23 protein-coding genes are annotated in these 19,951 nt (G+C 71.9%); 3 read left to right on the plus strand and 20 right to left on the minus strand.

Features of this window, described 5'->3' with window-relative positions:
* Positions 1-61: 61 nt before the first annotated feature.
* The 10 genes from lgt to hisI form a co-directional block, all read right to left on the minus strand.
* Complete coding sequence (gene lgt, locus ABZ079_RS18875; protein ID WP_356940550.1) at positions 62-1,018, minus strand: prolipoprotein diacylglyceryl transferase; 957 nt, start codon at positions 1,016-1,018, stop codon at positions 62-64.
* Positions 1,019-1,100: 82 nt separating this feature from the next.
* On the minus strand, positions 1,101-1,877 hold the full coding sequence (locus ABZ079_RS18880) for a thioredoxin domain-containing protein (RefSeq protein ID WP_356940551.1): 777 nt from the start codon (positions 1,875-1,877) through the stop codon (positions 1,101-1,103).
* A 106-nt stretch (positions 1,878-1,983) separates the two neighbouring features.
* Positions 1,984-2,802, minus strand: coding sequence for a tryptophan synthase subunit alpha (trpA, locus tag ABZ079_RS18885; RefSeq protein WP_356940552.1), 819 nt, complete (start codon positions 2,800-2,802; stop codon positions 1,984-1,986).
* On the minus strand, positions 2,799-4,082 hold the full coding sequence (gene trpB / locus ABZ079_RS18890) for a tryptophan synthase subunit beta (RefSeq protein ID WP_356940553.1): 1,284 nt from the start codon (positions 4,080-4,082) through the stop codon (positions 2,799-2,801). The genes trpA and trpB overlap by 4 nt, the downstream gene beginning before the upstream one ends.
* A gap of 493 nt (positions 4,083-4,575) precedes the next feature.
* Positions 4,576-5,385 (minus strand): indole-3-glycerol phosphate synthase TrpC, encoded by an 810-nt coding sequence (gene trpC / locus ABZ079_RS18895; protein WP_356940554.1) that lies wholly within the window; start codon positions 5,383-5,385, stop codon positions 4,576-4,578.
* A 134-nt stretch (positions 5,386-5,519) separates the two neighbouring features.
* A complete protein-coding gene (locus ABZ079_RS18900; protein ID WP_356940674.1) occupies positions 5,520-5,912 on the minus strand; it encodes a DUF2752 domain-containing protein in 393 nt (130 codons plus the stop codon).
* Between the two features lie 237 nt (positions 5,913-6,149).
* A complete protein-coding gene (locus ABZ079_RS18905; RefSeq protein ID WP_356940555.1) occupies positions 6,150-6,407 on the minus strand; it encodes an HGxxPAAW family protein in 258 nt (85 codons plus the stop codon).
* A 217-nt stretch (positions 6,408-6,624) separates the two neighbouring features.
* A complete protein-coding gene (locus ABZ079_RS18910) occupies positions 6,625-7,263 on the minus strand; it encodes a TIGR02234 family membrane protein (protein ID WP_356940556.1) in 639 nt (212 codons plus the stop codon).
* A 52-nt stretch (positions 7,264-7,315) separates the two neighbouring features.
* The gene (locus ABZ079_RS18915; RefSeq protein ID WP_356940557.1) at positions 7,316-8,794 is read right to left on the minus strand and encodes an anthranilate synthase component I; all 1,479 of its coding nucleotides are present in this window, start codon (positions 8,792-8,794) and stop codon (positions 7,316-7,318) included.
* Between the two features lie 11 nt (positions 8,795-8,805).
* On the minus strand, positions 8,806-9,207 hold the full coding sequence (gene hisI, locus ABZ079_RS18920) for a phosphoribosyl-AMP cyclohydrolase (RefSeq protein ID WP_356940558.1): 402 nt from the start codon (positions 9,205-9,207) through the stop codon (positions 8,806-8,808).
* A gap of 138 nt (positions 9,208-9,345) precedes the next feature.
* Here hisI and ABZ079_RS18925 point away from each other — a divergent pair, with 138 nt between their 5' ends.
* Both ABZ079_RS18925 and ABZ079_RS18930 read left to right on the plus strand, forming a co-directional pair.
* Complete coding sequence (locus ABZ079_RS18925; protein WP_356940559.1) at positions 9,346-9,981, plus strand: TIGR03085 family metal-binding protein; 636 nt, start codon at positions 9,346-9,348, stop codon at positions 9,979-9,981.
* A gap of 13 nt (positions 9,982-9,994) precedes the next feature.
* On the plus strand, positions 9,995-10,390 hold the full coding sequence (locus ABZ079_RS18930) for a VOC family protein (protein ID WP_356940560.1): 396 nt from the start codon (positions 9,995-9,997) through the stop codon (positions 10,388-10,390).
* A gap of 3 nt (positions 10,391-10,393) precedes the next feature.
* Here ABZ079_RS18930 and ABZ079_RS18935 read toward each other — a convergent pair whose 3' ends face one another.
* The 10 genes from ABZ079_RS18935 to hisD form a co-directional block, all read right to left on the minus strand.
* Complete coding sequence (locus tag ABZ079_RS18935) at positions 10,394-11,644, minus strand: MFS transporter (RefSeq protein WP_356940675.1); 1,251 nt, start codon at positions 11,642-11,644, stop codon at positions 10,394-10,396.
* A gap of 23 nt (positions 11,645-11,667) precedes the next feature.
* Positions 11,668-12,255 (minus strand): helix-turn-helix domain-containing protein, encoded by a 588-nt coding sequence (locus tag ABZ079_RS18940; protein WP_356940561.1) that lies wholly within the window; start codon positions 12,253-12,255, stop codon positions 11,668-11,670.
* 91 nt (positions 12,256-12,346) lie between these two features.
* Positions 12,347-13,102 carry an imidazole glycerol phosphate synthase subunit HisF gene (gene hisF, locus ABZ079_RS18945; protein ID WP_356940562.1) on the minus strand — a complete coding sequence of 252 codons (756 nt, stop codon included), beginning with the start codon at positions 13,100-13,102 and terminating at the stop codon, positions 12,347-12,349.
* Positions 13,099-13,494, minus strand: a complete 396-nt coding sequence (locus tag ABZ079_RS18950) for a RidA family protein (RefSeq protein WP_356940563.1) — start codon at positions 13,492-13,494, stop codon at positions 13,099-13,101. Before ABZ079_RS18950 ends, hisF begins: the two co-directional genes overlap by 4 nt.
* Positions 13,491-14,216 carry a bifunctional 1-(5-phosphoribosyl)-5-((5-phosphoribosylamino)methylideneamino)imidazole-4-carboxamide isomerase/phosphoribosylanthranilate isomerase PriA gene (gene priA, locus ABZ079_RS18955; RefSeq protein WP_356940564.1) on the minus strand — a complete coding sequence of 242 codons (726 nt, stop codon included), beginning with the start codon at positions 14,214-14,216 and terminating at the stop codon, positions 13,491-13,493. Before priA ends, ABZ079_RS18950 begins: the two co-directional genes overlap by 4 nt.
* A gap of 3 nt (positions 14,217-14,219) precedes the next feature.
* Positions 14,220-14,861, minus strand: coding sequence for an imidazole glycerol phosphate synthase subunit HisH (gene hisH / locus ABZ079_RS18960; protein ID WP_356940565.1), 642 nt, complete (start codon positions 14,859-14,861; stop codon positions 14,220-14,222).
* Complete coding sequence (locus ABZ079_RS18965) at positions 14,858-15,022, minus strand: hypothetical protein (RefSeq protein ID WP_356940566.1); 165 nt, start codon at positions 15,020-15,022, stop codon at positions 14,858-14,860. Before ABZ079_RS18965 ends, hisH begins: the two co-directional genes overlap by 4 nt.
* Before the next feature lie 3 nt (positions 15,023-15,025).
* Positions 15,026-15,619, minus strand: a complete 594-nt coding sequence (hisB, locus tag ABZ079_RS18970) for an imidazoleglycerol-phosphate dehydratase HisB (RefSeq protein WP_356940567.1) — start codon at positions 15,617-15,619, stop codon at positions 15,026-15,028.
* Entirely contained in the window at positions 15,616-16,752 is a 1,137-nt protein-coding gene (locus ABZ079_RS18975) for a histidinol-phosphate transaminase (RefSeq protein ID WP_356940568.1), read from the minus strand. The genes hisB and ABZ079_RS18975 overlap by 4 nt, the downstream gene beginning before the upstream one ends.
* The gene (gene hisD, locus ABZ079_RS18980; RefSeq protein ID WP_356940569.1) at positions 16,749-18,074 is read right to left on the minus strand and encodes a histidinol dehydrogenase; all 1,326 of its coding nucleotides are present in this window, start codon (positions 18,072-18,074) and stop codon (positions 16,749-16,751) included. The genes ABZ079_RS18975 and hisD overlap by 4 nt, the downstream gene beginning before the upstream one ends.
* A gap of 209 nt (positions 18,075-18,283) precedes the next feature.
* On the opposite strand from hisD, the gene ABZ079_RS18985 reads away from it, so the two are divergent.
* Positions 18,284-19,861, plus strand: coding sequence for an oxidoreductase (locus tag ABZ079_RS18985; protein WP_356940570.1), 1,578 nt, complete (start codon positions 18,284-18,286; stop codon positions 19,859-19,861).
* Positions 19,862-19,951: the final 90 nt, after the last annotated feature.

Here is a 19,951-nt window from a genome sequence, read left to right on the forward strand (position 1 = left end):
CCCACACACGCCGAGGGCGCCCGGAAACCCCGGGCGCCCTCGGCGTCGACACCGCCAGCCGTCAGCCCTTCTTCGGAGCCGACTCGGCCTCGTCCTTCGCCTCCTCGGCACCCGGCTCGGCCTTCGCCTCGTCTTCGTCCTCGGCCTCGGCCTCGGCGACGGTCTCCGTACCGCCGGCCGCGCCGGCGGGGACAGTGTCGGAGGCAGCCGGCTCCACCACGGCCTCCCGCCCCGGCCGCTTCTTCGACGACACCACGATGTACGTCACGGCCAGCAGGAAGACGATCAGCGCGGTCCAGTCGTTGAGGCGGAGCCCCAGGATGTGGTGGGTGTCGTCCACCCGCATGTACTCGATCCAGCCGCGGCCCAGGCAGTACGCGGCGACGTACAGGGCGAACGCCCGGCCATGGCCCAGCTTGAAGCGGCGGTCGGCCCAGATGACGAGGAGGCCGACGCCGATGCACCACAGGGACTCGTAGAGGAAGGTCGGGTGGTAGTAGCCCGGCACCCGGCCGCCCTCGGAGGAGGTGATGTGAAGTGCCCACGGAACATGTGTCTCACGGCCGTACAGCTCCTGGTTGAACCAGTTGCCCCAGCGGCCGATGGCCTGCGCGAACGCGATGCCCGGCGCGACGGCGTCGGCGTACGCGGGCATCGGGATGCCCCGGCGCCGCGCGCCGATCCACGCGCCCAGCGCACCGAGCGCGATCGCGCCCCAGATGCCGAGGCCGCCCTCCCACACCTTGAAGGCGTCCACCCAGTCACGGCCCTCGCTGAAGTACAGCTCGTAGTCCGTGATCACGTGGTAGAGCCGGCCGCCGACCAGACCGAACGGCACGGCCCAGACCGCGATGTCGGCGACCGTGCCGGACCGTCCGCCGCGGGCGATCCAGCGCTTGTTGCCGAGCCAGACGGCGACGAAGACGCCGATGATGATGCAGAAGGCATAGCCGCGCAGCGGGATGGGGCCGAGATACAGCACCCCGTGCGACGGGCTGGGAATGTAGGCAAGTTCCATGGCAGGTCCGACGCTACCGTGCCGGGGAGTGGGGACGGCAAGCAGCCCGGCTACGGGTCCATAACGGGGGCGTGAGAAACGCTTACCCCTTGTCGGCCGCCTCCACCATCTGCTTGAGCTTGGCCGGGGTCATCGCCTGGTCCTGGTAGATGTTCCTGCCGCCGAGCAGAACGGTCGGCGTGCCGGTGAAGCCGCCGGAGTGGAAGGCCTTGTCCGACTTGGCCACCCAGCTCTTGTGGGAGCCGTCCTTCACGCACTTCTGGAAGGCGGGAGTGTCCAGGCCGCGCACCTTGCCGGCCAGCTCGATCAGCCTGGCGTCGCTGCCGTAGGCGTCGTCGGTCTCCTTGGGCTGGTTCGCGTACAGCACGTCGTGGTAGTCGCGGAACTTTCCGGCGTCCTGGGCGCAGGCCGCGGCGTTGGCCGCGCGCAGGGAGCCGCTGCCGCCGAGGTTGCCGTCGATCAGCCGCACGAGGTGGTACTCGATTCTGAGCTTGCCGGCGTCGGCCAGTTCGTGGAGCGTCGGCCGGTACGCCGTCTCGAAGGCCTGGCAGGCCGGACAGCGGAAGTCCTCCCAGACGGTGAGCGTCGACTTGGCACCGTCCTTGCCCACCGGGATCGCGAGGCTGTCCTTGCCCTGCGCGCCCGAGGGCGCCACGACCGGGCCCGCGCTGCTGCTCCCCTTGTCCTTGCCCGCGTTCGCGGCGATCACGCCGATCACCGCCGCGAGGCCCAGGACGCAGACGACGCTCGCGCCCATGATCAGTGTGCGCCGCCGCTTCTCCGCGGCCTTCTGCTTCTCGCGCTCGGCCGCCAGCCGCTCCCGGGCCATGCGCTTTTCGTCACGGTTCTTCTCGCTCACACCCCCAGAACGAACCGGGGAGGCGCAGCGCGCCTCCCCGGCCTGAGGTCCACCCGTTCGAGTGACCGAATCTTCCGTTGTGGACGGCTACGGACGATTACGGCGGTTACGCCTGTCCGCGCACGCCCTTCGCCAGCTCACCGGCCAGCTCACGGACCGCCTCGAGGCCGGAGGCGTGGTCCGGGGCGTCCAGCATCCGCTTGACGAACGCGGAGCCGACGATGACGCCGTCGGCGAAGCCGCCGACCTCGGCGGCCTGGGCCGCGTTGGAGACGCCGAGCCCGACGCAGACGGGGAGTCCGGTGCCGGTGGCACGGGTGCGCTCGACCAGGTCCTGGGCCTGCGCGCCGACGGACTCACGGGTGCCGGTGACGCCCATGAGCGAGGCGGCGTAGACGAAGCCGCTGCCCGCCGCGGTGATCTGGGCGAGGCGCTCGTCCCTGCTGCTCGGCGCCACGACGAACACGGTCGCGAGGCCGTGCTTCTCGGCGTGCTCCCGCCACAGGGACGACTCCTGGACCGGCAGGTCGGGCAGGATGCAGCCCGCGCCGCCCGCCTCGGCCAGCTCGGCGGTGAAGCGCTCGACGCCGTAGCGGTCGATGGGGTTCCAGTACGTCATGACGAGGACGGGCTTGCCGGTGGCCGCGTGGGCCTCCTTGACCGTGCGCATGACGTCCGCGATCTTGACTCCGCCGCGCAGGGCGATGTCGTCGGCGGTCTGGATGACCGGGCCGTCCAGGACCGGGTCGCTGTGCGGCAGGCCGACCTCGACGACGTCGGCGCCGCCGTCGAAAACGGCCTTGACCGCCTCGATGCCGCCGTCCACGGTCGGGAAGCCGGCCGGGAGGTAGGCGATGAGCGCGGACCGGTCCTCCGCCTTGGCGGCGGCAAGGGTGTCCGTCAACAGCTGCCTGGTCCCGCTCACTTGGCGTCCCCCTCGATCTCGGCGGTGTCGGCTTCGTTGGCGGCCACCTCGGCGTCGGTGTCGTACAGGTCGAAGTAACGGGCGGCGGTGTCCATGTCCTTGTCGCCGCGGCCGGACAGGTTGACGACGATCAGGCCGTCCTTGCCCAGTTCCTTGCCGACCTCCAGGGCGCCGGCGAGGGCGTGGGCGCTCTCGATGGCCGGGATGATGCCCTCGGTGCGCGACAGCAGGCGCAGGGCCTGCATGGCCGCGTCGTCGGTGACCGCGCGGTACTCACCGCGGCCGGAGTCCTTCAGATAGGAGTGCTCGGGGCCGATGCCCGGGTAGTCCAGACCGGCCGAGATCGAGTACGGCTCGGTGATCTGGCCCTCCTCGTCCTGCAGGACGTAGGACCGGGAGCCGTGCAGGATGCCGGGCTCGCCCGCGGTCAGGGTGGCCGCGTGCTCCCCCGTCTCGATGCCGTGTCCGGCGGGCTCGCAGCCGATGAGCCGGACGCCCTCGTCGGGGATGAAGGCGTGGAAGAGACCGATGGCGTTGGAACCGCCGCCGACGCAGGCGATGGCCGCGTCGGGCAGGCGGCCGGCACGCTCCAGCAGCTGGCGGCGGGCCTCGACGCCGATGACCCGGTGGAAGTCGCGGACCATGGCCGGGAAGGGGTGCGGGCCGGCGACCGTACCGAACAGGTAGTGGGTGCGGTCGACGTTGGCGACCCAGTCGCGGAACGCCTCGTTGATGGCGTCCTTGAGGGTGCGGCTGCCCGACTTCACGGCGACGACCTCGGCGCCGAGCATGCGCATGCGGGCCACGTTGAGGGCCTGGCGCCGGGTGTCGATCTCGCCCATGTAGATGGTGCAGTCAAGGCCGAAGAGCGCGCAGGCGGTCGCGGTCGCGACACCGTGCTGACCGGCGCCGGTCTCGGCGATGACCCGCGTCTTGCCCATCCGCCTGGTGAGCAGGGCCTGGCCGAGGACGTTGTTGATCTTGTGGGAGCCGGTGTGGTTGAGGTCTTCCCGCTTGAGGAACACCCGGGCGCCACCGGCGTGTTCGGCGAACCTCGGCACCTCGGTGAGGGCGCTGGGGCGGCCGGTGTAGTGGACGAGCAGGTCGTCGAGTTCACGGGCGAACTCGGGGTCGGCCTTCGCCTTGTCGTACTCGACGGCGACCTCGTCCACGGCGGCGACCAGGGCCTCCGGGATGAACTTGCCGCCGAACGCGCCGAAGTAGCCCTCGGCGCTGGGCACCTGGCCGCTGGGGTCAGGGATGAAGAACTCGCTGGGCATACGGATACCTCGCAGGGGCGTGCGCCCCGGGTTGCTGGACTTGGGGTACGTGTCGATGCGTGCGCGCTGCTGTCCTCGAGGGTGCTTGCCCACCGCCCGCCGTTACCGTCGGCAGGGCGGACCTTCCGGGCCGCGAGCCACGAGGACCGCTCTCCCGCCGACCGCGTCGGGTGGTGGAGTGGGCAAGGGACCCGGGGGTCTCCGGGGGCGGAGCCCCCTGGCCGGTCCGGGCAGCGGTGACACAGGTCAACCGGCCTTCAACAAGGCAGGTCGGCTCAGCTCACCGCAGGTGACGCGCACGCGGCGTGACGCCATCGCATGCCGTTCACCTGGCCGGGCTCGTCGCCGATCACATAGCGGACCCGCCGCCCGTGCACCCGTCGCGCGGGGGCACGGCAGCCGCGGGGTCGGCAGCCACGGGCGAGGCGGGCATAGGCGTCCCGTGTCGCCGGGGTGATCGGAAGCATCATCGAGAGCCAGCTTAGCGGGAGATTCAGCTCCGCCCGTGCCGTAGTGCGGGGTGCTCGCCCGCGGCGACCAGGTCGGAGACGGCGGCCTTCGGGTCGCGTCCGGTGACGAGGGACTCGCCGACCAGCACCGCGTCGGCGCCCGCGTTGGCGTAGGCGATCAGGTCGTGCGGGCCGCGGACACCGGACTCGGCGATCTTCACGATGGAGTCGGGGATCTCCGGGGCGATCCGCTCGAAGGTGCCCCGGTCGACCTCCAGGGTCTTGAGGTTGCGCGCGTTGACGCCGATGACCTTGGCGCCCGCGTCCACGGCCCGCTCCACCTCGTCCTCGTCGTGCACCTCGACGAGCGGGGTGAGCCCGATGGAGACGGCACGCTCGATCAGCGACTCCAGGGCCGGCTGGTCCAGGGCGGCCACGATCAGCAGCGCGAGGTCGGCTCCGTACGCGCGTGCCTCCCACAGCTGGTACGACGTGACGATGAAGTCCTTGCGCAGGACCGGGATGTCCACCCGCGCGCGGACGGCCTCCAGGTCGGCCAGCGAGCCGCCGAAGCGGCGCTGTTCGGTGAGGACGGAGATGACGGCAGCACCGCCCGCCTCATAGTCCGCGGCGAGCCCCGCCGGGTCGGCGATCGCGGCCAGCGCGCCCTTGGAGGGGCTGGAGCGCTTGACCTCGCAGATCACCTTGACGCCGTCGCCCCTGAGCGCGGCCACCCCGTCCTTGGCGGCCGGGGCCTTGGCCGCGCGCTCCTTGAGCTCGTCGAGGCTGACGCGCGCCTGCCGCTCCGCGAGGTCGGCACGGACTCCGTCGATGATCTCGTCGAGCACACTCACGCGAGCGGCCCCCTTCCTGGCGGTGGTTCCTTCAGGTTTCGCGAACCCGTAGTCACTGAAATGGTATCCGCAGGAACGCGCGGGCCTCGCATCCGGTGGATGGCGGTCCCACTACCTGGACATTCGCCGAGCGGTCACGGGCGCAGCCAGCTGCCGACCGGAAGATTGCGGACCACGGTGAAGACCAGCAGCAGCGCGCCGATCGTCCACAGCTGCGCCGGTCCCAGGTCGAGCCGCGCCGGCCTGCCCCGCATCGTGCGGACCATCCAGACGGTCCACAGCACCGCGAAGGCCAGATAGGCGGCCACGCCCGCCGCGTTGTCCCGCAGCGCGGTGAGGAGGTCGCCGTGGACGAAGGCGTGCGCGCTGCGCAGCCCGCCGCAGCCGGGGCAGTACAGGCCGGTGAGCCGGTACAGGGGGCAGACGGGGTAGTGGCCGGGTTCGTTGGGGTCGACGGTGCCGACGTAGGCGAAGGCTGCTGCGGCGGCGGCGAACAGCCCGGCAGGGACGGCGAGCCGCCGCCACACGGGGGCGGGCGGCGCGGGGTGCGGAGCCGGGGGCGGGGCCGTGCGGCTGTCGGCGTTCACGGCGGCATTCTGCCCCGGCGGCCCGGCACGCGCGCGCGAGGAGGGCCGACCGGGGAACGCACGAGGACGCGCGCGCTCTGGCGTTCGGGACCCGGTGCGCCGGGGGCCCGGTACACGACGAGGGGCGGCCCGCATCCTTTCGGATGCCGGGCCGCCCCTCGCGGCAAGCCGTGGGGCTCAGCCCTCGACGACGGCCGGCTCGGGGGTCGCGGCCGGAGCCTGGTGCGGGAGGGCGCGCTCCTCCTTCGGCTGGCCGAGGCCCATGGCGCGCATGATGGCGCCCACCACGCCACCGAGGACCACGATCGCCATGCCGGCCCAGAAGCCGAGCGGCTGGGCCATCACCATGAAGGCGCCCGCGACGCAGAAACCGATGAAGGCGATGGTGACGCCGGTCCAGGCGGCCGGGGTGTGACCGTGGCTGCTGCCCGCCATGACTTGCTCCTCGTTGCTGTGTACGTGTCGTTGGTGGGTGTCCGTACGGTTCCGAGCCCGCCCGTCACTGTCCGAGCCGGACACTCGCCGTCCATTGTCCCGTACGCGTGCGCGTACCGGACGCGGGGGTGGAGTCTGTTTCACCACATCAGGTCGCACCCGCGCGCACCGCCACCAGAGCAGCCCGCCAGGGCACGCCCGCCCCGGTTCGCTCGGTTCAGGCCCCCGTCGGGTCCTCGCCCCGGTCCAGGGCCTTCCAGATCTCCTCGGGGCGCTCCGGGTCTGCCGGGCGGGCCGTGCGGCGCGGGCGGTCGGCACCGCGCTCGTAGCGGCCGGACATGGCGGGCCACAGGCTGCCGTAGCGCAGGGCGAGCAGGCCGGCCAGCAGGATGAGGGCGCCGCCGACGGCCGCGACGTAGGGCCAGCCGGTGTGGGTGAGCGCGCCGACCGTGGCGGAGGTGTCGCCGCTCACCTGGGCGGCCTTCTCGTCCAGCGCGGAGCTGTCGGAGGCGGCCACGAGGGCGGCGGCGGCGATGCCGGCCCCGGAGAGCGCGAGCAGGGCGGCGACCAGGAGGCGGCCGGCCTTGCGGACGGCGAAGACGGCGACGAGCGCGGCGAGGCCCACTATGGCGAGGGCCGCGGGGACGCCGGTGACGTCGTTGCCCTTCGCGGTCAGCGGGAACGCGCCGCCGGCCACCGTCGCGGTGCCCGCCGCCCAGCGCTGCCGGGTGGCGAGCAGCACCACGGCCGCGCCGAGGGCGCCGCACAGGAGGGCCACGGCGAGGCTCCGCCGGCCGGACCGGAGGGGTGCGGCGGCTTCGGAACGGGGGTGGGGAGCAGCAGTCACGTACTCCACTATCGCCTGAACCCCGGGCGAACCGTCACCCGGGGTTGCTATGAGAAGCGCCCTACTTGCCCAGCCGGTTGGCGGTGTGCACCGCGCGGAGGACCGCGGCCGCCTTGTTGCGGCACTCCTGGTCCTCCGCCACCGGGTCGGAGTCGGCGACGATGCCGGCTCCGGCCTGGACGTACGCCGTGCCGTCCCGCAGCAGGGCGGTGCGGATGGCGATCGCGGTGTCGGAGTCGCCGGCGAAGTCCAGATAGCCGACGCAACCGCCGTACAGCCCGCGCCGCGACGGTTCCAGTTCGTCGATGATCTGCATCGCGCGCGGCTTGGGGGCGCCGGAGAGGGTGCCGGCCGGGAAGCACGCGGTGAGCACGTCGAAGGCGGTGCGGCCCTCGGCGACCTTGCCGGTGACCGTGGAGACGATGTGCATCACGTGCGAGTAGCGCTCGATGGACATGAAGTCGACGACCTCGACGGAGCCGGGCTCGCAGACCCGGCCCAGGTCGTTGCGGCCGAGGTCCACCAGCATCAGGTGCTCGGCCCGCTCCTTGGGGTCGGCGAGCAGTTCCCCGGCGAGGGCCTGGTCCTCCCGCGGGGTGGCCCCGCGGTGCCGGGTGCCGGCGATGGGATGCACCATCGCGCGTCCGTCCTCGACCTTCACCAGCGCTTCCGGTGAGGAGCCGACGACGTCGAACCCGTCGAAGCGGAAGAGGTACATGTACGGCGAGGGGTTGGTCGCTCTGAGGACCCGGTAGACGTCCAGCGCGCTCGCCGTGCACGGGGTCTCGAAGCGCTGGGAGGGCACGACCTGGAAGGCCTCGCCCGCGCGGATGCGCTCCTTGATGTCCTCGACGGCCGTCTGGAACTCCGGTCCGCCCCACAGCGCGGTGTACTCGGGCAGCTCGGAGGGCGGCAGGACGGCCGGGGGCTGGGCCACCGCGCGCGTGAGGTCGGCCTCCATGGCGTCGAGGCGGGCCACGGCGTCGGCGTAGGCCTCGTCCACGCCGGTGTCGAGGTCGTTGTGGTTGATCGCGTTGGCGATCAGCAGGACCGAGCCCTCCCAGTGGTCCATGACCGCGAGATCACTGGTGAGCAGCATGGTCAGCTCGGGCAGCCCGAGGTCGTCGCGCTCGCCGGGGCCGATCTTCTCCAGGCGGCGGACGATGTCGTAGCCCAGGTAGCCGACCATGCCGCCGGTGAAGGGCGGCAGGCCCTCCTGGTGGGGGGTGTGCAGGGCCTGGATCGTGGCGCGCAGGGTCTGGAGCGGGTCGCCGTCGGTGGGTACGCCGACGGGCGGGGTGCCGAGCCAGTGGGTCTGTCCGTCCCGCGCGGTCAGCGTGGCGGCGCTGCGGACGCCCACGAACGAGTACCGGGACCAGGAGCGGCCGTTCTCCGCGGACTCCAGCAGGAAGGTGCCGGGGCGCTCGGCGGCGAGCTTGCGGTAGAGCGCGACCGGGGTGTCGCCGTCGGCGAGGAGCTTGCGCGTGACCGGGATGACACGCCGGTCGGTGGCGAGCTTGCGGAAGGTCTCGAGGTCCATGGCCGCTGACCTTACTGATCGGAGGCGGGTACGCCGGAATCGGCGTCCTTGAGGAGCACGTCCTCGTCGAAGCAGGTGCGCGCGCCGGTGTGGCAGGCGGCGCCCACCTGGTCGACCTTGACCAGCAGCGTGTCGGCGTCGCAGTCCAGGGCGACCGACTTCACCCACTGGAAGTGGCCGGAGGTGTCGCCCTTGACCCAGTACTCCTGGCGGCTGCGCGACCAGTAGGTGCAGCGGCCGGTGGTCAGGGTCCGGTGCAGCGCCTCGTCGTCCATCCAGCCGAGCATGAGCACCTCACCGGTGTCGTACTGCTGGGCGATGGCGGGGAGGAGACCGCCCGTGCCGCGCTTGAGGCGCGCGGCGATCTCCGGGTCGAGGCTGCTGGGCCGGGGGGTACCGGTCGTACTGGTCATGGGTGCCATTGTGCCGCGCCGCGCCGGCACGGCCGGGGCCGCGTCCATGGAATGGTCACGGCGGCGGGAAGCGGCCGTTCGGGGGTGGTGGCCGGGTGACGGGTGGGCGGGCCGACCTCGGGGTCGTAGGCTGACAGCATGTCGACCTTCGCCAAGCGTGAACGGCTTCTGCTCGCCGATCTCTTGGAAACCGTCGGTCCGGACGCCGAGACCCTCTGCGAGGGCTGGCGGACCCGGGACCTGGCCGCGCACGTGATCGTGCGCGAACGCCGCCCGGACGCGGCGGGAGGCACGCTGATCAAGCAGCTCGCGCCGCGCCTCGAGAAGGTGATGGCCGAGTACACCGCCAAGCCGTACGAGGAGCTGGTCCAGCTGATCCGTACGGGCCCGCCGCGCTTCTCGCCCTTCCAGCTCAAGCAGGTCGACGAGGCGGCCAACATCGTCGAGTTCTACGTCCACACCGAGGACGTCCGCCGTGCCCAGCCGGACTGGAGCCCGCGCGAGCTGGACTCGGTCTTCCAGGACGCGCTGTGGTCCCGGCTGGAGCGCACCGCGCGGCTGCTGGGCCGGGGCGTGCCGACGGGGCTGGTGCTGCGCCGCCCGGACGGCCAGACGGCGGTGGTGCGCCGAGGCGCTCCGGTGGTCACGGTGACCGGCGAGCCGTCGGAGTTGCTGTTGTTCGCCCTCGGCCGGCAGAACGCGGCGAAGGTGGAGCTGGACGGCGACGCGGACGCGATCGACAGGCTGCACGAGTCCAGGCAACTGGGCATCTGAGAGGGCACGCCCGATGATCAAGGTCGCGATGACGGGCGTGTACGTGGACGACGTGGCCAGGGCGCACGCCTTCTACACGGAGGTCCTCGGCTTCGAGACGCGGATCCACATGGACCTCGGGGACGGCACGCTGTTCGTCACGGTCGGGGCTCAGGGGGCCCAGCCGGATCTCCAGCTGCTGTTGGAGCCCGGGCAGGGCCCCATCGCGGATCCGTACCGCAGGGCGCTGTACGAGGTGGGCATCCCGTGCATCGTCTTCTCCGTGGACGACCTCCGGGCGGAGTACGAGCGGCTGAGCGGTCTCGGTGTCCGGTTCACGCACGAGCCGCGGGAGCAGGGGCCGGTGCTCGCGGCGGTGTTCGACGACACGGTCGGCAATCTGGTGCAGCTGGTGCAGCCGAAGGAGTGAGGGTCAGCCGGGCAGTTCCGCGCGGCGCAGGCCCGGGACGGCGAGGGCGACGACCCCGCCGAGGCCGCACACCACAGCGCTGACCACGAAGACCGGGGCGAGCCCCCACGCCCCGATCGCGCCGGCCGTGAACGGCATGCTCAGCGGGGCGACACCGAGGCTGACCAGGCTGGCGACGGCGGTGACCCGGCCGAGGTACGCGGGGTCGGACCGGGTCTGCAGCAGGGCCCCGCACAGGGCGCCGCTGAGTCCGGCGAGCAGGCCCACGACCAGGGACACCCCCGCGGCGGCGACGAGCCCGGGGACGAAGGCGAGGGCGCCGATGGCCACGGAGCCCGCGACGCACGCGCACCCGGTGACCAGTCCGGCGCGGGGCACCCGGCCGCGCACGGTCAGCAGCAGCGAGGCGGCGCCCGCCCCGACGCCGAACCCGGCGAGCACCCAGCCGACCCCGGAGGCGCCCCAGCCGCGCCGGTCGGCGAGCAGGGTCAGGCCGACGTTGAGCGGGCCGACGAAACCGAGGTCGCCGAGGGCGATGGCCAGCATCAGCGGGGCGAGGACACGGTGGCGGCGGATGTAGCGCAGGCCGGCCGCGAGGTCCCGCCAGGCGGTGGTTCCGCCGGCGCCGGGCGTGTCGTCTCCGGGCAGGTCCCGCACGTGTACGGAGACCAGCAGCGGCACGGAGACGGCGATGAGCAGCCCGGCGAGAGCGAAGGCGGCCGACGCACCGCCGACGGCCACGCCGAGGCCGCCGAGCGGGGCGCCGACCACGGTGGCGAAGCGGATGGCGAGGCCGCGCATGCCCTGGACCCGGGCGAGCTGGCCCTTGCCGGTGAGACGGGCCGGGAGGGCGCCGACGGCGGGCATGAAGACCGCGTCGACCGTGCCGAAGACCAGCGCCAGCAGGGCGAGCGGCCACAGCCCGGGGCTGCTGAGGAACAGCAGGGCGGCCACGGCCAGGGCGGCCGCGCAGCGCACGGCATCACTGGCGATGACGACTCTGCGCGGGCCCAGCCGGTCGGCGATCACTCCCCCGCCGAGCATCAGCACGGCCCGGGGCAGCGCGCTGGCGGACATCACGAGACCGGCCTGGGCCGGTGTACCGGCCTGGACCGCGGCCCAGGACAGGGCGAGGTAGTAGACGCCGTCGCCGAGCATCGAGGAGGTGTAGGCGGCGAGCCAGCGCAGGACGTTGGGGTCGCGGTGGGCGGGACGGTCGGTCTCTTCGAGCTGCTGGGCGGATATGTCGGACAGGACGGTCACGGCGGTGCCCTCTCTCAGAGGCGGAACGGGAAGCCGTACATGAACAGCGCGACGTGTTCGCGTCCCTCGGCCTCGCCGGCGGCTTCGGCATCCCGGCCCTGCGCGTCGTACTTGCGCAGGACCGCCTCCAACTCCTGCTTCAGCCCGGTGAGTTCTGCCGGAGTCAGCCGCATCCAGGACTCGCTGTCCACGGACGCGGTGTTCCACTCCGGACTCCAGGTGGGGCGTTCGTCCAGGTAGCGGCGGTAGTGGTCGGCACGCTGATCGTGGAAGAGACGGGCGGCCGCCAAGTGGGCCGCGGCCTTGCCCGGTTCGTCACGGAAGTCCGCGTCCCGGATGCTCACGCCGTCCGACGAGGGCTGCCACCACCGCTCCCGCCCGTCCGCGGTCTGCGGTTCGGCCTCCTCGATGAGCCCGTGCTCGGCCAGCTTGCGCAGGTGATAGCTGACCAGGGACACGGCCTCGTCCACGTGCTCGGCGAGCCGGGACGCGGTGGCCACCCGCTCGACGCACAGCAGCCGGTACAGATTCGCCCGCAGCGGATGCGCGAGCGCCTTCAGCGTCCCGACATCCGTGATCCGCCGGTTCTCCTTGCCTGCCATGCGGGGGAGGCTAGACGCGAAAGAAAAGTTGCGCAACATCTCTTGCGCAACTTCTCTTTCGCATCGGTGGATCCGCCTGCGGAATCCGGACCTACCGGACGGGGTGCCCCGCCTCCCGCAGCGTCTGCTTCACCTCGCCGATCCGCAGGTCCCCGAAGTGGAAGACCGACGCGGCCAGCACCGCGTCCGCGCCCGCCGCGATGGCCGGCGGGAAGTCGGCCAGCCTGCCAGCGCCGCCCGAGGCGATCACCGGGACGGTGACGTGCTTACGGACGGCGGCGATCATCTCCAGGTCGTAGCCGTCCTTCGTGCCGTCCGCGTCCATGGAGTTGAGCAGGATCTCCCCCGCGCCCAGCTCGGCGGCCCGGTGCGCCCACTCGACGGCGTCGATGCCGGTGCCGCGACGGCCGCCGTGGGTGGTCACCTCGAACAAACCGGACTCGGTGCGGCGGGCATCCACCGACAGCACCAGGACCTGCCGGCCGAAGCGTTCGGCGATCTCGCGGATCAGGTCCGGGCGGGCGATGGCCGCGGTGTTCACACCCACCTTGTCGGCACCGGCCCGCAGCAGCCTGTCCACGTCCTCGGCCGTGCGGACACCGCCGCCGACCGTCAGCGGGATGAACACCTGCTCAGCGGTGCGGCGCACCACGTCGTACGTCGTCTCCCGGTTGCCCGAGGACGCGGTGATGTCCAGGAACGTGAGCTCGTCGGCGCCCTCGGCGTCGTACACCTTGGCCATCTCGACGGGGTCGCCCGCGTCGCGCAGGTTCTGGAAGTTGACGCCCTTGACGACCCGGCCGTCGTCGACGTCCAGGCAGGGGATGACTCGTACGGCCAGGGTCATGCGGATACTCCTCGGAACGCCTCCACCTCGACCTCGACGACCAGGCTGGGGTCCACGAAACCGGAGACGATGATCATGGATGCGGCAGGCCGGACGGTGTCGAACAGCTCCTTGTGAGCCCGCCCGACCTCGTCCACGTCCCGGGCGTGCGTGAGGTACATGCGCGTGCGCACGACGTCGTCCCGGCCGAGTCCCACCTGCGCGAGCGCGGACAGCGCGACCTTGAAGGCGTTGATCGCCTGCTCGTACGGGCCGCCCCCGGCGATCTGCCCGTCCACGAGGGACGTGCAGCCCGAGACCAGCACCAATCCGTTCGGCAGCTCCACCGCGCGGGAGTAGCCGAACTCCTCCTCCCAGGGCGCGCCAGTCCTCAGGCGTCGTACGTCGCTCACCGGGCTACCGCCTCCAAGGCCTCTTCCAGCGTGAACGCCTTCGCGTACAGGGCCTTCCCGACGATGGAGCCCTCCACACCGAGGGGTACCAGCTCGGCGATGGCGCGCAGGTCGTCCAGGGACGACACGCCGCCCGAGGCCACGACCGGGCGGTCGGTGACGGCGCACACGTTCTTCAGCAGCTCCAGGTTCGGGCCCTGAAGGGTGCCGTCCTTGGCGATGTCGGTGACGACGTAGCGGGCGCAGCCCTCCTTGTCGAGGCGCTCCAGCGTCTCGTAGAGGTCGCCGCCGTCGCGGGTCCAGCCGCGGCCGCGCAGGGTCGTGCCGCGCACGTCCAGGCCAACCGCGATCTTGTCGCCGTACTCGGCGATGACCTTGGCGACCCACTCCGGGGTCTCCAGGGCGGCGGTGCCGAGGTTCACCCGGGTGCAGCCGGTGGCGAGAGCGGCGGCGAGGGTGTCGTCGTCACGGATGCCGCCGGACAGCTCCACCTTGATGTCCATCGCCTTGGTGACCTCGGCGATCAGGTCCCGGTTGTCACCCGTGCCGAACGCGGCGTCCAGGTCGACCAGGTGCAGCCACTCGGCGCCGGACCGCTGCCAGGCGAGGGCGGCCTCCAGCGGGGAGCCGTAGGAGGTCTCGGTCCCGGACTCGCCGTGCACGAGGCGTACGGCCTGGCCGTCGCGGACGTCGACGGCGGGGAGGAGTTCGAGCTTGGCCATGGTCTACAGGGTTCCGATCCAGTTGGTGAGGAGCTGGGCGCCGGCGTCGCCGGACTTCTCGGGGTGGAACTGGGTGGCCCACAGGGCGCCGTTCTCCACGGCGGCCACGAAGGGCTTGCCGTGCGTCGACCAGGTGACCTTGGGTGCCTCGATCACCGGGTTGTGCGCCTCCAGGGTCCAGTCCTGGACCGCGTAGGAGTGCACGAAGTAGAAGCGGGCGTCGGCGTCGAGGCCGGCGAACAGCTGCGAGCCGGCCGGGGCGTCGACGGTGTTCCAGCCCATGTGCGGCACGACGTCGGCCTGGAGCGGCTCGACCGTGCCGGGCCACTCGTCCAGGCCCTCGGCCTCCACGCCGTGCTCGATGCCGCGCGCGAAGAGGATCTGCATGCCGACGCAGATGCCCATGACCGGGCGCCCGCCGGACAGCCGGCGGTCGACGATCCAGTCGCCGCGGGCGGCGCGCAGCCCCCGCATGCAGGCGGCGAAGGCGCCGACGCCCGGCACAAGCAGGCCGTCGGCGTTCATCGCCCTGTCGAAGTCGCGCGTTATCTCGACGTCGGCGCCCACGCGTGCGAGGGCGCGCTCGGCGGACCGGACGTTGCCGAAGCCGTAATCAAAGACGACTACTCGCTTGGTGGCGCTCAATTCCACACCTCCAGCCGCATGACACCCGCGACGAGGCACAGGGCCGCGCCGATCGAGAGCAGCACGATCAGGCTCGTGGGCATCTTCTGCTTGACAAAGGAGACGATGCCGCCGACCAGGAAGAGGCCGACGACGATCAGAAGGGTCGACAGACCGGTCATGGGTTACAGCGCGCCCTTCGTGGAGGGGAGGATGCCGGCCGCGCGCGGGTCGCGCTCCGAAGCGTAACGAAGCGCCCGGGCCAGCGCCTTGAACTGGCACTCCACGATGTGGTGCGCATTGCGCCCGTACGGCACGTGCACGTGCAGCGCGATCTGCGCCTGGGCGACGAAGGACTCCAGGATGTGCCGGGTCATCGTCGTGTCGTACTCGCCGATCATCGGCGCCATGTTCTCGGGCTCGGTGTGCACGAGGTAGGGGCGGCCGGACAGGTCGACGGTCACCTGGGCGAGCGACTCGTCCAGTGGGACCGTGCAGTTGCCGAAGCGGTAGATGCCCACCTTGTCGCCGAGCGCCTGCCTGAAGGCGGCGCCGAGCGCGAGGGCGGTGTCCTCGATGGTGTGGTGGGAGTCGATGTGCAGGTCGCCGTCGGTCTTGACGGTCAGGTCGAACAGGCCGTGCCGGCCGAGCTGGTCGAGCATGTGGTCGTAGAAGCCGACGCCCGTCCTGATGTCGGTCCTCCCGGTGCCGTCGAGGTCTATCTCGACGAGGACCGAGGTCTCCTTCGTGGTGCGCTCCACGCGTCCTACGCGGCTCATACCTCAAGCTCCTTCGGGGGCGTGGGGGTGTCCCCCACGAAACACTGCAACTCACGGACCGCGTCGAGGAACGCGTCGTTCTCTTCCGGGGTGCCGGCGGACACCCGCAGCCACCCGGGCACGCCGTTGTCCCGGACCAGGACGCCCCGGTCGAGGATCTTCCGCCAGGCCTCGTGGGCGTTCGCGAACCGGCCGAACTGCACGAAGTTGGCGTCGGACTCCGTCACCTGGTAACCGATCGCCCGCAGCTCGGAGACCAGCCGGTCCCGCTCCGACTTCAGCTGCTCGACGTATCCCAGCAGCGTGTCGGTGTGCTCCAGCGCGGCCAGGGCGGTCGCCTGGGTGATCGCCGAGAGGTGGTACGGCAGCCGTACGAGCTGCACGGCGTCCACGACCGCGGGGTCGGCGGCGAGATAGCCGAGGCGCAGGCCGGCGGCACCGAACGCCTTCGACATGGTGCGGGAGACGACCAGATGCGGGCGGCCCTCCAGCAGCGGCAGCAGCGAGTCACCGTGGCTGAACTCGATGTAGGCCTCGTCCACGATCACCATGGACGGCCTGGCCGCCTGGGCCGCCTCGTACAGCGCGAGGACCGTCTCGGGCGGGACCGCGTTGCCCGTGGGGTTGTTGGGGGTGGTGATGAAGACGACGTCCGGCCTGTGCTCGGCGACCGCCCGCTCGGCGGCGGGGAGGTCGATCGTGAAGTCCTCGTTGCGCGGACCCGAGATCCAGGCCGTGCCCGTGCCGCGCGCGATGAGCGCGTGCATCGAGTACGACGGCTCGAAGCCGATCGCCGTGCGGCCCGGTCCGCCGAAGGTCTGCAGCAGCTGCTGGATGACCTCGTTGGAGCCGTTGGCCGCCCACACGTTCTCGATGCCGAGCGGGTACTTGCCCGTCTTCGTCAGGTATGCGGCCAGCTCCGTGCGCAGCTGGACCGCGTCCCGGTCGGGGTAGCGGTTCAGGTTGCGGGCGGCCTCCCGTACCCGCTCCGTGATCCGCTCGACCAGCGGCTCGGGCAGCGGGTAGGGGTTCTCGTTGGTGTTCAGCCGTACGGGGACGTCCAACTGGGGCGCGCCGTAAGGGGACTTGCCGCGCAGCTCGTCCCGTACGGGGAGATCGTCGATGCGGGTCACTTGGTCTCGGGTACCTTCCAGCCGAACCTGGCCTTGATCGCCGCGCCGTGCGCCGGCAGGTCCTCCGCCTCGGCCAGGGTCACCACGTGGTGCGCGACCTCGGCCAGCGCGTCCTTCGTGTAGTCGACGATGTGGATGCCGCGCAGGAAGGACTGGACGGACAGGCCCGAGGAGTGACAGGCGCAGCCACCGGTGGGCAGGACGTGATTGGACCCGGCCGCGTAGTCGCCGAGTGACACGGGGGCCCAGGGGCCGATGAAGATCGCTCCCGCGTTCCTCACCCGGTCGGCCACCGCCGGCGCGTCGGCGGTCTGGATCTCCAGGTGCTCGGCGCCGTACGCGTCGACCACCCGGAGTCCCTCCTCGAGGCCGTCCACGAGGACGATCGCGGACTGCTTGCCCGCGAGGGCCGGGCGGATGCGGTCCTCGATGTGCCTGGTGGCCGCGACCTGCGGCTCCAGCTCCTTCTCCACCGCGTCCGCCAGCTCGACGGAGTCGGTGACGAGGACGGCGGCGGCGAGCGGGTCGTGCTCGGCCTGGCTGATCAGGTCCGAGGCGACGTGCACCGGGTCGGCGGTCTCGTCCGCGAGGATCGCGATCTCGGTCGGGCCGGCCTCGGCGTCGATGCCGATCTTGCCGGTGAAGTAGCGCTTGGCGGCGGCGACCCAGATGTTGCCGGGGCCGGTGACCATGTTCGCGGGCGGGCAGGACTCGGTGCCGTGGGCGAACATCGCGACGGCGGTGGCGCCGCCGGCCGCGTAGACCTCGTCGACGCCGAGCAGGGCGCAGGCGGCGAGGATCGTCGGGTGCGGCAGCCCGCCGAACTCGGCCTGCGGCGGGGAGGCGAGCGCGATGGACTCGACGCCGGCCTCCTGGGCGGGCACCACGTTCATGACCACGGAGGAGGGGTACACCGAGCGGCCGCCGGGCGCGTACAGACCGACGCGCTCGACCGGCATCCACTTCTCGGTCACGGAGCCACCGGGCACCACCTGGGTGGTGTGGGTCGTACGGCGCTGCTCGCGGTGGACCAGGCGGGCGCGGCGGATGGACTCCTCCAGGGCGGCCCGCACGGCCGGGTCGAGGCCGTCGAGCGCGTCGGTGAGCGCCCGGGCCGGGACGCGGACGGATTCCAGCCGTACTCCGTCGAACTTCTCGGCGAAGTCGATCAGCGCCGCGTCACCCCGATGATGCACGGCCTCGCAGATCGGACGCACCTTCTCCAGGGCGGTCTGAACGTCGAAGTCGGCTCGGGGCAGCAGGTCGCGCAGGGCGGGGCCCTCGGGAAGGGCGTCGCCGCGCAGATCGATTCGGGAGATCACAGTCCCAATTCTCTCAGACCGGCGTCGGGAGCCGTTCGCGCGTATCAATGGCTGATACAGAACGTGGGCCAATGGCTGGTACATAGGGTGGCCGAACCTGGAAGATCACCTTCACGTGGGTGTTCCGGGTGTCACGCATCGGGCATGAACGCCTGTACGACACAGGTGACTCACAAGTAGCCCGGACGGGCGAGGAAGAAGGAAGAGCGGTGACCGAGGGGGCCGGCATCCGCGCCGGGGACCTGCCGGACGACCTGACCGCGGCCGAGGCGGGCATGTGGCAGGCCTTCCGCAACGGCAGCATGTACGACCTGAGCAGCGGGGACGCCGTCGTGGACGATCCGCACGGCGGCCACCCCTGGGGGCCCGAGCGGACCGTGCGGGCGCGCATCGTCTGCTGGCTGCTGCTGGACGGCCCGCCCGCGCTCGCGGGCCGGGTGTCCGCCCTGAAGCTCGTCGGCGTACGGATCACCGACACGCTGGATCTGGCGGGCGGCACGGTCACGCCGTACGTGGAGCTGCGTGGCTGCCGCTTCGACGACGAGGTCCGGGTGCCGGAGGCCCGGTTCACGACCGTGCGCCTGGTGGACTGCTCGGTACCGCGGCTGGAGGCGGCCCGGGTGCACACCGAGGGCGATCTGCATCTGCCGCGCTGCCGCTTCCAGAACGGGGTCCGGCTGACCGACGCACAGATCGGCACCGATCTGCTGCTCAACCAGGCGATCGTCTACCGCGACCGCAGCGGCCGGTCGATCGCGGCGGACGGTATGACCGTCGGCCAGGACCTGCAGGCGGAGATGCTGGAGTCGCACGGTGAGCTGAGCCTGCGCGGCGCCAAGGTCGGCGTCTCGCTCAGCCTGCGCGGCGCGAGACTCGCCAACCCCTACTCCCGGCTCGCCCTGAACGCGCCCCAGCTGACGGTCGAGCGCACCCTGTACCTGACGCCGGCCGGCGTGGGCAGCCCGTTGCTGAGCGGGACGACACCCGCGCGCGGGACCCGGATCCAGCGGTTCGAGTGCCGGGGCGGGGTGCGCCTGGACGACGGGCGGTTCGGGGACGCCGTCGACCTGGAGCGGGCCCGGTTCGGCTTCACCGAGGACCAGGAACTGTCGCTGCGCCGGGTGCAGACGCCCGAGCTGCGCTTCCTCGGGGACAAACCGGAGCGCGGCAAGGTGGTGCTGTCCGGCGCGCGGATCGTCAACCTGGTGGACCGGGCGGGCAGCTGGCCGGACACCGGCAATCTGCACATGGCCGGCTTCGCCTACGAGAACCTGGTCCCGCAGGGCCCCTTCCCGCTGGCCAGGCGCCTGGACTGGGTGGCGGCGGGCACCGCCGAGTACGCTCCGGAGCCGTACGAACGGCTGGCCTCGGTGCTGCGCGCGGCCGGGGAGGACGAGGACGCGCGCGAGGTGCTGCTCGCCAAACAGCGCCGGCGCCGCGAGACGCTTCCGCTGGCCGGGAAGTTCTGGGGCTACGTCCAGGACTGGACGGTCGCCTACGGCTACCGTCCAGGCCGCGCCGCGGTGTGGATGGCGGTGCTGTGGGCGGCGGGCACGCTCGCGTTCGCGCACGCGGACCATCCGCCGGTGAACCACGACGGCCATCCGTCCTGGAGTCCGGCGCTGTTCACCCTGGACCTGCTGCTGCCGGTGATCGACCTGGGCCAGGCCGGCCAGTGGCGGCTGCGCGGCGGCTGGCAGTGGCTGGCGGCGGTGGTGATCCTGCTCGGCTGGATCCTGGCGACGACGGTGGCGGCGGGGGCGACGCGGCTGCTCCGACGCAACTGATCCCCGATCGCCCGGCCGCCGAAAAGGTTCCCCCTTCTCCGAAAAATTCACCGTACGCCGACACATTCACCACAATGGTTGAACAGTCAC

Origin of the sequence: Streptomyces sp. NPDC006314 (assembly GCF_040613075.1) — a bacterium.
GTDB lineage: Bacteria > Actinomycetota > Actinomycetes > Streptomycetales > Streptomycetaceae > Streptomyces.